This is a genomic window from Mycobacterium marseillense, assembly GCF_010731675.1.
Classification (GTDB): Bacteria; Actinomycetota; Actinomycetes; order Mycobacteriales; family Mycobacteriaceae; genus Mycobacterium; species Mycobacterium marseillense.
Genome location: NZ_AP022584.1, coordinates 2,612,367 through 2,624,383, shown reverse-complemented (window position 1 = coordinate 2,624,383; position 12,017 = coordinate 2,612,367). Strand labels below are relative to the sequence as shown.

The 12,017-nt window shown below is 68.8% G+C and carries 8 protein-coding genes; 4 read left to right on the top strand and 4 right to left on the bottom strand.

Annotated elements, in window-relative coordinates:
* Window positions 1-166: 166 nt before the first annotated feature.
* Together G6N26_RS11830 and G6N26_RS11825 are read left to right on the top strand one after the other, a co-directional pair.
* Window positions 167-2,278, top strand: a complete 2,112-nt coding sequence (locus tag G6N26_RS11830) for an ATP-dependent DNA helicase UvrD2 (RefSeq protein WP_163648913.1) — start codon at window positions 167-169, stop codon at window positions 2,276-2,278.
* A 416-nt stretch (window positions 2,279-2,694) separates the two neighbouring features.
* Window positions 2,695-2,952 carry a WhiB family transcriptional regulator gene (locus G6N26_RS11825; RefSeq protein ID WP_067167192.1) on the top strand — a complete coding sequence of 86 codons (258 nt, stop codon included), beginning with the start codon at window positions 2,695-2,697 and terminating at the stop codon, window positions 2,950-2,952.
* A gap of 99 nt (window positions 2,953-3,051) precedes the next feature.
* Here the strand turns inward: G6N26_RS11825 and G6N26_RS11820 are convergent, their stop codons facing one another.
* From G6N26_RS11820 to G6N26_RS11810, 3 genes are all read right to left on the bottom strand, one after another.
* On the bottom strand, window positions 3,052-4,395 hold the full coding sequence (locus G6N26_RS11820; RefSeq protein ID WP_083020113.1) for a macrolide-binding ATPase MABP-1: 1,344 nt from the start codon (window positions 4,393-4,395) through the stop codon (window positions 3,052-3,054).
* 80 nt (window positions 4,396-4,475) lie between these two features.
* Window positions 4,476-5,291, bottom strand: coding sequence for a cyclodehydratase (locus G6N26_RS11815; RefSeq protein WP_179960365.1), 816 nt, complete (start codon window positions 5,289-5,291; stop codon window positions 4,476-4,478).
* Window positions 5,292-5,377: 86 nt separating this feature from the next.
* Window positions 5,378-6,775, bottom strand: coding sequence for a zinc-dependent metalloprotease (locus G6N26_RS11810; protein WP_163648789.1), 1,398 nt, complete (start codon window positions 6,773-6,775; stop codon window positions 5,378-5,380).
* 106 nt (window positions 6,776-6,881) lie between these two features.
* On the opposite strand from G6N26_RS11810, the gene G6N26_RS11805 reads away from it, so the two are divergent.
* Complete coding sequence (locus G6N26_RS11805; protein WP_067167207.1) at window positions 6,882-7,904, top strand: YlbL family protein; 1,023 nt, start codon at window positions 6,882-6,884, stop codon at window positions 7,902-7,904.
* Between the two features lie 75 nt (window positions 7,905-7,979).
* Window positions 7,980-10,961, top strand: coding sequence for a UPF0182 family protein (locus G6N26_RS11800; RefSeq protein WP_083020076.1), 2,982 nt, complete (start codon window positions 7,980-7,982; stop codon window positions 10,959-10,961).
* A 3-nt stretch (window positions 10,962-10,964) separates the two neighbouring features.
* Here the strand turns inward: G6N26_RS11800 and G6N26_RS11795 are convergent, their stop codons facing one another.
* The gene (locus G6N26_RS11795) at window positions 10,965-11,945 is read right to left on the bottom strand and encodes a GlxA family transcriptional regulator (RefSeq protein WP_179960325.1); all 981 of its coding nucleotides are present in this window, start codon (window positions 11,943-11,945) and stop codon (window positions 10,965-10,967) included.
* Window positions 11,946-12,017 lie beyond the last annotated feature (72 nt).

Genomic DNA, 12,017 nt, shown 5'->3' with positions numbered 1-12,017 from the left:
CCCGGCGACGATGCATTCCGCGCAGCGGGATGCGCAGGAGTGGGCGATCGGTGGAGCCCGGCGACGATGCATTCCGCGCAGCGGGATGCGGAGGAGTGGGCGTCTGGCGTGGCGATGCGTCGGCCTGCTCGGCGACTTGTCAGTATGGGAAGCCACTATGGACGCCATGCCGACGGTCGCCGATCCCCTGACAGCCGGGCTGGACGACGAGCAGCGCGAGGCCGTGCTGGCTCCGCGCGGACCGGTCTGTGTGCTGGCGGGCGCCGGGACGGGCAAGACCCGCACCATCACTCACCGGATCGCCCAGCTGGTCGCCGGCGGTCACGTCGCCGCGGGCCAGGTGCTGGCGGTCACCTTCACCCAGCGCGCGGCGGGGGAGATGCGCTCCCGGCTGCGGGCGATCGACGCCGCGGCGGGCACCGGGCCGGCGGTCGGCGCGGTCTCGGCCCTGACCTTTCACGCCGCCGCCCACCGGCAGCTGCGCTACTTCTGGCCGCGGGTGGTCGGCGACACCGGCTGGCAGCTGCTGGACAGCAAGTTCGCCGCCGTGGCCCGGGCGGCCGGCCGCACCCGGCTCAATGCCAGCACCGACGACGTGCGCGACCTGGCCGGCGAGATCGAGTGGGCCAAGGCGTCGCTGATCGGCCCCGAGGAATACCCCGCCGCGGTGGCCGCCGGCGGGCGAGACATCCCCATGGACGCCGCCCAGATCGCCGGCGTCTACGCCGCCTACGAGGCTCTGAAGGTCCGGGACGAATCGCTGGCGCTGCTCGATTTCGACGACCTGCTGCTGCACACCGCGGCCGCGATCGAAAACGACCCGGCGGTGGCCGAAGAGTTCCGCGACCGCTACCGCTGCTTCGTGGTCGACGAATACCAGGACGTCACGCCGCTGCAGCAGCGCGTGCTCTCGGCCTGGTTGGGCGACCGCGACGACCTGACCGTGGTGGGCGACGCCAACCAGACCATCTACTCGTTCACCGGGGCCTCCCCGCGGTTCCTGCTCGACTTCTCCCGCCGCTTCCCCGACGCCACCGTCGTGCGCCTGGAGCGTGACTACCGGTCCACCCCCCAGGTGGTGTCGCTGGCCAACCAGGTGATCGCCGCGGCCCGGGGACGGGTCGCGGGCAGCAAGCTGCACCTGGTGGGCCAGCGCCCGCCGGGCCCGGCGCCGACGTTCCACGAGCACCCCGACGAGCCGGCCGAGGCCGCGGCGGTCGCGGCGTCGATCGCGCGGCTCATCGAATCGGGCACGCCGCCGTCGGAGATCGCGGTGCTCTATCGGGTCAACGCGCAGTCGGAGATCTACGAGGAGGCGCTCACCGAGGCGGGCATCGCCTACCAGATCCGCGGCGGCGAGGGATTCTTCAATCGCCAGGAGATCAAACAGGCCCTACTGGCGCTGCAGCGCGCCTCAGAACGAGCCACTGAGGGCGGCCCGGTGGGACCCCTGCCCGACGTCGTGCGCGCGGTGCTGGAACCGCTGGGCCTTACGGCCGAGGAGCCCGTCGGCACTCGGGCCCGCGAACGTTGGGAAGCCCTGAGTGCACTGGTAGAACTGGTGGACGACGAAGTCGCGCAACGCCCGCAGCTGGAATTCCCGGGGCTGCTGGCCGAGCTTCGGATGCGCGCCGATGCCCGGCACCCGCCGGTGGTGCAGGGCGTCGCGCTGGCGTCGCTGCACGCCGCCAAGGGACTCGAGTGGGACGCGGTGTTTTTGGTCGGGTTGGCCGACGGCACGCTTCCGATCTCGCACGCGCTGGCGCACGGCGCCGAGAGCGAGGCGGTGGAGGAGGAGCGCCGGTTGCTGTACGTCGGGATCACCAGGGCGCGAATGCATTTGGCGCTCAGCTGGGCGCTGGCGCGCAGCCCGGGCGGGCGGCAGGGCCGCAAACCGTCGCGGTTCCTCAACGGCATCGCACCCCAGGCGCGGGCCGAGCCGGGGCCCAACAAGTCTCGGCGCAACCGGGCCACCGTGACCCGCTGCCGGATCTGCAACAACAACCTGACGACCCCGGCTGCCATCATGCTGCGCCGCTGCGAGACCTGCGCGGCCGACATCGACGAGGACCTGCTGCTGCGGCTCAAGGCGTGGCGGCTGGACGTCGCCAAGGAACAGAAGGTGCCCGCCTACGTCGTCTTCACCGACAACACGTTGATCGCCATCGCCGAGCTGCGGCCCGACGACGACGCGGCGCTGATCGCGATCCCCGGCATCGGCGCGCGCAAGCTGGAACAGTACGGCCCCGACGTGCTGGAGCTGGTTCGCGGTCGCTGACCGGTAAACCCGCAGGTCACAAAATCGGTTGTGGACGGCGACGGTAACCGTTTACCCTCGATACCGCGACTCGGCACTAAGGAAGCCGGCATCAGGGAAGGAGGGCAGCCACGATGATCAACGACGCGTTCGGTGCAGGCGTGGCCCCCGCGGAGCTGTCCGCGGGTACCTCCCATGCCGCACACGCCGCCGTGTCGGCGGCTGCGCGTAAGCATCGCGCCGCCGCCGCGACCGACGCGTCCGTAGGAGTCGGGGGCCCACCGAAGGCAAGGTAAGCACAGCCCCGGTTTTCACCCAGATGGCCACGGACCCGAAGTCAAGGATCCGTGGCCATAGTTATCGGTCGGCAACGAAGCGACCTGGTCCGGATCACCGCTCAAGGACAGCAACCCAGACCAGGAAGTAGGTGGTAGGACATGTCGGCACCGATAGCCCCCAGGCCGGACTTGCCGTGTCACGCCGGCGATCCCGATCTCTGGTTCGCCGACGCACCGGCCGATCTCGAGCGTGCCAAGTCGCTGTGCGTCGACTGCCCGGTGCGCCGCCAGTGCCTGGCGGCCGCCCTGGAACGCGCCGAGCCCTGGGGCGTCTGGGGCGGCGAGATCTTCGACCGCGGTTCGGTCCTGAGCTTCAAACGACCCCGCGGACGCCCCCGCAAGGCGGCGGCCGCCTAGGGCGGCCGGACTAGGGCGCGAAAGTGCAACTGCCGACACATTTCTCGAGTACGGGTGTCGGTAGTTGCACTCTCGTGAACGTGATTGACGGCGGCCGGACTAGACGATCGCGGTGTCGGGTTCGGCGAACCCGGGCACCAGCTCTTCGGAGAGCGCCTTGATCGGTACGTGGGCGTCCAGCTGGCACAGGATCGCGGCCACCGACATGATCACCCGCATCGGGATCACCAGCTTGGGCGGCAGGTCCATCTGCCGCGCGGTGCGGATCTGCGACACGGAGCGGTCGATCTCGATGGCGGACATCTTCTGCAGCCACTTGCGGGTGTAGTGGAAGACCTCGACCTCGACCGGCTCGACGTACTGGCGCAGCATGTCGTCGATGTCGCGCACCGACACCTGCTGGCCCTTCTGGATGAACCCGGCCTTCTCCATCGTCGGCAACAGCATGTCGTAGTTCTTGTCGCGGGCCAGCCGGATGGACATCCCGAGCTCGACCGGCAGGCCACCGGGCAGCGGCGCGACGGCGCCGAAGTCGATCACGCCCATGCGGCCGTCGTCCAGCAGCATGAAGTTGCCCGGGTGGGCGTCGCCGTGCAGCATCTCGAGGCGGCGCGGCGCGTCGAACGTGAGCTCGAGCAGGCGGGTGCCGACGAGGTCGCGCTGCTCGGTGGTGCCGTGACGGATGATCTCGGCCATCGGGATGCCCTGCATCCACTCCTGGATCACGACTTTCGGCGCGCTGGCCACGATGCGCGGCACCGCGAAGTGCGGGTGGTCGTGGTATGCCTTGGCGAACGCGCGCTGGTTCTCGGCCTCGAGCCGGTAGTCCAGTTCCATCTCGGTGCGCTCGATCAGCTCGTCGACCACGCCCTGGATGTCGGCGCCCGGCGCGAGCTGCTTGAATACCCCGACCAGCCGCTGCATGGTCTTGAGATCGGCCCGCAGCGCCTCGTCGGCGCCGGGGTACTGGATCTTGACCGCCACCTCGCGGCCGTCGGACCACACCCCCTTGTGCACCTGGCCGATGCTGGCCGAGGCCACCGGGGTGTCGTCGAACGAACTGAACCGCTCGCGCCACTTGGTGCCCAGTTGGGCGTCGAGCACCCGGTGCACCTTGGCCGCGGGCAGCGGCGGCGCGTCCTTTTGCAGCTTGGTCAACGCTTCGCGGTACGGCTCGCCGAACTCCTCGGGAATCGCGGCCTCGAGCACCGACAGGGCCTGGCCCACCTTCATCGCGCCGCCCTTGAGCTCACCCAAGACGGTGAACAACTGGTGGGCGGCCTTCTCCAGAAGCTCGGCCTGGACCTCGTCCCTGGACTTACCGGTCAGCCGCTTACCGAATCCGAGCGCTGCCCGACCGGCGAATCCCACCGGAATGCTGGCCAGCTTGGCATTACGCGCAGCCCGGCCCCGTTTGATGTCTGCCACGTAACCATCATCCATGATGCCCAACGCGAAGTGGAGACAAGTCGACAACGCTCGTTGTCACATTTCGTACACCCAGGTCAGCGGGCGCGCCCGGCTCAGCAGGCGCACAACGGGTGCTTGTCCCACCGCCGCGCGACGATCGCGCCGGCGTGCAGATCGAATTCCAGCGTCGCGTTCAGCGTCTGGGGCGGCTCGGGTCCGGACGCCGCCTCCTGCCCGCGCACGGCCGCGATCACCCGGTTCACCTGAGACAGCGCCAGCGCCGCGGTCGCCAGCACGGTGGCCCGATCGGCGACGCCGACGGTCTCCCGCAGCTGGGCACAGATCGCCGGCCAGGCTTCGTCGCGGTCCCTGCGGTGCAGGTCCGCGCAGCCCAGGCAACTCGTCACGCCGGGAATCACCAGCGGACCCACCAACCCGATGCCGTCCCGCACCCGCACCAACAGATGCGCGACGCCCTGGTCGTGCAGGTCGCGCACCAGGCGCGGGTCGGCCACCAGGTAGTCGGCCAACACCACCAAATCGACGCCGCCGGCCGAGACCGCCGCGTGCGGCTGGCTACTGTGCGCGATCCGGGCGCCCGAGCAGCGCAACGACTCCACCAGCAGCTCCGAGAGCGGCCCGCGGCCGTGCACGCGCACCGACGGGGCCCGCCCGCGCGGTCGCCGGCATTCGGTCGCCACCCCGGCGCGAACCAGTTGCGCCACCAGGCTTCTCAGGCCGTCGGCATCGGTCAGGCCACGGTCGAGCGCCCGTCGCTGCAACTCCGGCAGCGGCGTCGGGGACGACATGGACCGCAACAACGTGGCCAGTTCGGCGGCGGCCAATCCGCTCGGGGGACGTACCAGCACCGCGCGGCGGGGATCCCAGCCGATCTGGACGGCGCCGTCGGGTCGCAGCAGTACCGGCATCGCCGGGTCCAGGGCATAGGCGGACAGCACGGCCTGGCACTGCTGAGACACCGCGCAACTGTGTCACGCCGCGGCGATGCCTCCGGTCAGTTATCCACAGAGCCGGGGCGGGGGCCATCGGATTCGGGGCCCTCGGGGTTCTCGCGCTCGAGTTTGGCGATCGCCTCGTCGATGCCGCTGGTGTCGCCGCCGATGATCCGATCGATGAATCCGGCCGGCTCATCGAGGTCCTCGGCGTCGGGCAGCAGGTCGGGGTGTTGCCAGATGCCGTCGCGGGTGTCCACGCCGGCGGCCTGCGTCAGGCGCTCCCAGAACGCGGCGGCCTCGCGCATCTTGCGCGGCCGCAGCTCCAGCCCGACCAGCGTCGCGAAAGTCTGCTCCGCGGGGCCGCCGCTGGCCCGGCGCCGGCGCAGCGTCTCGCCGAGCGCGCCCGCGCCGGGAATCCGGTCGCCCAGGGCGGCGGCCACCACCACCTGCACCCACCCTTCGATCAGGGCGAGCAACGTCTCCAGGCGCTCCAGCGCCTGCGTCTGCGCGGGCGTGGCCTTCGGCTCGAAAACGCCTTGCCCCAAGAGGTTTTCGATCGCGGCCGGGTCCGATAACGACGCCGGATTGAAGTCGCGGGCCAGCTCCTCGATTCCGGACATGTCGATCTGCATGCCCATCGCGTAGGCCTCGACAGCGCCCAGCAGTTGGCTCGACAGCCAGGGGACGTGGCTGAACAGCCGGTGGTGGGCGGCCTCGCGCGCGGCCAGGAAGGTCAGGATCTCGCTGCGGGGACGCTCGAGCCCGGTGGTGAACGATTCGACGGCGTCGGGCATGATCGCCGCGATTCCCTTGGGGCCCAACGGCAAACCGATGTCGGTCGAGGTCAGCACCTCGCGGGATAACCGGCCCAGCGCCTGCCCGAGCTGCGACCCGAACGCCATCCCGCCCATCTGCGACATCATCTGCATCAGCGGGCCGGCCATGCTCTTGGCTTCCTCGGGCAGCGACGCCGCCCACACCGTCGAAATCTGTTGGGCCATCGGGTCACACAGCCGCTTCCACGTCTGAAGGGTGTTGTCGACCCAGTCGGCGGGGGTCCACCCCACCGCCTTGGCGGTGCCCGCGGGCAGCGCCGTCGCCCCGTCCAGCCAGGTTTCGGCCAGGTGCACCGCATCCGCGATCGCCGAGTTCGTCGTCTCCGGCACCGGCGCGACGAAGCCGATCGAGTTCGAGGCGACGCGGCGCGCCAATTCGTAATTGACCGGCCCCGAGGCCGTTCCGCCGGGCCCGACCGTGCCCGCGCTGCTGAACATCTGACCCAGCTGGGTGAAGATCTGGCCCAGGTCGCCCATGCCGAAATCACCGCTCATGCCGAACGCGGCGAACGGGTCGGAGGGGTTCGAGCCCGAGTCGGGATCTTTTTTCCCGTGTTTGTCGGGGTCCTCCCCGGGGGAGAAGCCGAACGGCAGGTCAGCCATGACCCCAACGGTACTCACCGTGGGATCGGAAGGCGCGCGACGGCGGGTCAGCTTGTAGCTGAACCGCGTACCGGGACCCTTGCAGCCGAATGACCGGCGGCGCGCTCCGTCTAGTGTATTCGGCGTGAACAGGCGCATCCTGACCTTGATGGTCGCGCTGGTGCCGATCGTGGTGTTCGGTGTGTTGCTGGCGGTGGTGACGGTGCCGTTCGTGTCGCTGGGTCCCGGCCCCACCTTCGACACGCTCGGCGAGGTCGACGGCAAGCAGGTGGTGGCGATCCAGGGCACTCTGACGCATCCGACCACCGGTCACCTGAACATGACGACCGTGTCCCAGCGCGACGATCTGACCCTGGGCGAGGCGCTGACGCTGTGGCTTTCGGACCAGGAACAGCTGGTGCCGCGCGACATCATCTACCCGCCCGGCAAGTCACGGGAGGAAGTGGACAAGGCCAACAGCGCAGACTTCAAGCAATCCGAGGACAGCGCCGAATATGCGGCCTTGGGCTATTTGAAGTACCCGTCGGCGGTCACGGTGGCGAAGGTCCCCGAGCCCGGTCCCTCGGCGGGCAAGCTGAAGGCCGGCGACGCCATCGACGCGGTCAACGGCACCCCCGTCGCCACCGTCGACGCATTCACCGGGCTGCTGAAGAACACCAAACCCGGTCAGACCGTGACGATCGACTACCGCCGCAAGAACGAACCCGCCGGTGTGGCGCAGATCACCCTGGGCGCCAACAAGGACCGCGACTACGGCTACGTGGGCGTCGCGGTGCTCGACGCGCCGTGGGCGCCGTTCGTCGTGGACTTCAATCTCGCCAACATCGGTGGCCCGTCCGCCGGCCTGATGTTCAGCCTGGCGGTGGTCGACAAGCTGACCACCGGCGGCCTGGCCGGGTCGAACTTCATCGCGGGAACCGGGACCATCACCGCCGACGGCAAGGTCGGCCAGATCGGCGGCATCACCCACAAGATGGTGGCCGCGCACGCGGCCGGGGCCACGGTGTTCCTGGTGCCGGCGAAGAACTGCTACGAGGCCAGTTCGGACAATCCGTCCGGCCTGCGGTTGGTCAAGGTCGAGACGCTCGGCCAGGCAGTAGATGCGCTGCACGCGATCGCGTCCGGTGGGCAGCCGCCAAGCTGCTAGCGAAGTCCGGCGATCACGGGTTGCGTCATGCGTAGAGTTGTCACCGTCTAGCAATCGATCAGGGGAGCGTAGCCAGTGGGGATGCGGCCCACCGCAAGAATGCCGAAGCTGACTCGGCGTAGCCGAATTCTGATCCTGATCGCACTGGGTGTGATCGCTTTGCTGCTCGCGGGTCCGCGGCTGATCGACGCTTACGTCGACTGGCTGTGGTTCGGCGAGCTCGGCTACCGCTCGGTGTTTTCCACCGTGCTCGTCACCCGGTTCGTGGTCTTCCTCATCGCCGGCCTGCTGGTGGGCGGCATCGTGTTCGCCGGGCTCGCGGTGGCCTACCGCACCCGCCCGGTGTTCGTGCCGAGCAACGACAACGATCCGGTGGCGCGCTACCGCGCCCTGGTCCTTTCCCGGCTGCGCCTGGTCAGCGCCGGCATCCCGGTGGCGATCGGCTTGCCGGCCGGCATCATCGCCCAAAGCTATTGGGTGCGGATCCAGCTGTTCCTGCACGGCGGCGACTTCGGCATCAAGGACCCGCAGTTCGGCAAGGACCTCGGCTTCTACGCCTTCGAGTTACCGTTCTACCGGCTGCTGCTCAGCTACCTGTTCGTGGCGGTGTTCCTGGCGTTCGTGGCCAACCTGTTGGCCCACTACGTCTTTGGCGGCATCCGGCTGTCCGGTCGCACCGGTGCGCTGAGCCGTTCGGCGCGCATCCAGCTGGTCACGCTGGTCGGGCTGCTGGTGTTGCTCAAGGCGGTCGCCTATTGGCTGGACCGCTACGAGCTGTTGTCGCACACCCGCGGCGGCAAGCCCTTCACCGGCGCCGGCTACACCGACATCAACGCCGTGCTGCCGGCGAAGCTGATCCTCATGGCGATCGCGCTCATCTGCGCGGGTGCGGTGTTCTCCGCGGTCGTCCTGCGGGACTTGAGGATTCCCGCGATCGGGCTGGTGCTGTTGCTGCTGTCGTCGTTGATCGTGGGCGCCGGCTGGCCGTTGATCGTCGAGCAGATCAGCGTCAAACCCAATGCCGCGCAAAAGGAAAGCGAATACATCAGCCGCAGCATCGCGGCGACGCGGCAGGCCTACGGCCTGACCGCGGACGTGGTCACCTACCGCAACTACACCGGCGACGCGCAGGCCACCGCCCAGCAGGTCGCCGACGACCGCGCGACCACGTCCAACATCCGGCTGCTCGACCCGACCATCGTCAGCCCGGCGTTCACCCAGTTCCAGCAGGGCAAGAACTTCTACTACTTCCCCGACCAGCTCTCCATCGACCGCTACCTGGACCGCAACGGGTCGCTGCGCGACTACGTCGTGGCCGCCCGCGAACTCAACCCCGACCGCCTCATCGACAACCAGCGCGACTGGATCAACCGGCACTCCGTCTACACCCACGGGAACGGGTTCATCGCGTCGCCGGCCAACACCGTGCGCGGAATCGCCAACGACCCCAACCAAAACGGCGGCTACCCCGAATTCCTGGTCAACGTCGTCGGCGCCAACGGCAACGTCGTCTCCGACGGGCCCGCGCCGCTCGACCAGCCGCGCGTCTACTACGGGCCGGTCATCTCCAACACTTCGGCGGACTACGCGATCGTCGGGCGCAACGGCGCCGACCGCGAATACGACTACGAGACCAGCAACGAAACCAAGAACTACACCTACACCGGACTCGGCGGCGTCCCCCTCGGCGACTGGCTGTCGCGCAGCGTGTTCGCCGCCAAGTTCGCGGAGCGAAACTTCTTGTTCTCCAACGTGATCGGCTCCAACAGCAAGATCCTGTTCAACCGTGATCCGGCCCGACGGGTGGAGGCGGTGGCGCCCTGGCTGACCACCGACAGCGCGGTCTACCCGGCGATCGTCAACAAGCGACTGGTGTGGATCATCGACGGCTACACCACGCTGGACAACTACCCGTATTCCGAACTCACCTCGCTGGAGTCGGCGACCGCGGACTCCAACGAGGTGGCGTTCAACAGGCTCGCGCCCGACAAGCGGGTGTCCTACATCCGCAACTCGGTGAAGGCGACCGTGGACGCCTACGACGGCACCGTCAGCCTGTATCAGCAAGACGAACAGGATCCGGTGCTCAAGGCGTGGATGCGGGTGTTCCCGGGAACCGTCAAGCCCAAGGGCGACATCAGCCCCGAGCTGGCCGAGCACCTGCGCTATCCCGAGGACCTGTTCAAGGTGCAGCGGATGCTGCTGGCGAAGTACCACGTCAACGACCCGGTGACGTTCTTCTCCACGTCGGACTTCTGGGACGTGCCGCTGGACCCGAACCCGACGGCCAGCAGCTATCAGCCGCCCTACTACATCGTCGCGAAAAACATTGCGAAGAACGACAATTCGTCGTCGTATCAGTTGACGAGCGCGATGAACAGGTTCAAGCGCGACTACCTGGCCGCCTACATCAGCGCCAGCTCCGACCCGGCCACCTACGGCCGGATCACCGTGCTGACCATCCCGGGGCAGGTCAACGGGCCGAAGCTGGCCAACAACGCGATCACCACCGACCCGGCGGTGTCCCAGGACCTCGGGGTGATCGGGCGCGACAACCAGAACCGGATCCGGTGGGGCAACCTGCTCACCTTGCCGGTGGGTCAGGGCGGGTTGCTCTACGTCGAACCCGTGTACGCCTCCCCGGGGGCCAGCGACGCGGCGTCGTCCTACCCGCGGCTGATCCGGGTGGCGATGATGTACAACGACAAGATCGGGTACGGCCCGACCGTGCGCGACGCGCTCACCGGGCTGTTCGGCCCCGGCGCGGGGGCGGCGGCGACGGGCATTCAGCCCACCGAGGCGGGCACGCCCGCGGCGGGCTCACCGCCCAGCGCGCCAGCACCGGCCGCGCCGCCGGGCTCCCCGCCGCCCGCGGCCGTCCCGCCGGCGCCGGACGGATCGGTGGCGCTGTCTCCGGCCAAAGCCGCTGTGCTGCAAGAGATCCAGGCGGCGATCGGCGCGGCCAAGGACGCGCAGAAGAAGGGTGATTTCGCCGGCTACGGCGCGGCGCTGCAGCGCTTGGACGACGCGATCACCAAGTACAACAACACCAAATAGCTGTTAGGCGTAGGCCGTTCGGAACCTGTCCCGGTAGGCCTTGGGGCTGATGCCCAGGTGGTTGACGAACGCGCGCCGCAGCGTTTCGATGCTGCCGAAGCCGGCCATGCCGGCGGTCTCGTTGACCGAACGGCCGGCTTCGAGCGCGTTACGGGCGAAATCGACTCGAACCAGCTCGACGTAGCGCGCCGGCGTCATGCCCAGCTCGGATTGAAAGAGCCGGGTGAGCTGGCGTGTGCTCAACGATGCCAGGGCCGCAAGCCTTTTCACGGTGTAGTCGGCGCTGGGGTCGGCCGCGATAGCTTCGGTGACCGCGCGCAGCGGCGACTGCGGTGGGGGATCGGCCTCGACCAGCACCGAGAACTGTGATTGGCCACCGGCCCGTTTCAGGTAGACGACCAGCCACCGGGCGACCTCGCGGACCAGTTCGGTCCCGTAATCCATTTCGACGAGCGCCAGCGCCAGGTCGATGCCCGAGGAAATCCCGGCCGAGGTGAACACGTCGCCGTCGCGGACGAAGATCGCGTCGGGCTCGACGGTGACGTCCCGAAACGCCCGGGCCAACAACCGGGTGTCGTGCCAGTGCGTCGTGGCGCGCCGGCCGCTGAGCAGGCCGGCCTGCGCGAGGATGAACGACCCCGTGCAAATGGACGCCATCCGCCCGGTCCGCCCGGCGACGGACCTGACGGCCTCGACGAGCGCCGGGTCGATCGGTCGCCCGGGCAGGTGGTCGCTGCCGGCCACCAGGACGGTATCGGCGGAATCGATGGCCGACAGGCTATCGGTGACCCCCAAGCGGGTCCCGATCGAGCTCGTCACGTCGGATCCGTCCACCGAGGCGATCTTGAGCCGGTAGTCGGCACCGAACCGGTTGGCCTCGACGAACACTTCGCCCGCTCCCGCGACGTCGAGCAGCGTCACGCCGTCGAAGACGACGATGACCACCACCCGCGAATGCTTTCCCGCTACAGCCACGTCAGCCATTGTGTCGCTTTCTGAGGAGTTGACGGCTCAAACGACCGGGGTCGGATCGACCGAACCGTCGCACACTGAGCA

Coding starts and splice junctions, on each gene's coding strand:
- G6N26_RS11830 (WP_163648913.1), top strand. CDS start 167: ATGCCGACGGTCGCCGATCCCCTGACAGCCGGGCTGGACGACGAGCAG.
- G6N26_RS11825 (WP_067167192.1), top strand. CDS start 2,695: ATGTCGGCACCGATAGCCCCCAGGCCGGACTTGCCGTGTCACGCCGGC.
- G6N26_RS11820 (WP_083020113.1), bottom strand. CDS start 4,395: ATGGATGATGGTTACGTGGCAGACATCAAACGGGGCCGGGCTGCGCGT.
- G6N26_RS11815 (WP_179960365.1), bottom strand. CDS start 5,291: ATGCCGGTACTGCTGCGACCCGACGGCGCCGTCCAGATCGGCTGGGAT.
- G6N26_RS11795 (WP_179960325.1), bottom strand. CDS start 11,945: ATGGCTGACGTGGCTGTAGCGGGAAAGCATTCGCGGGTGGTGGTCATC.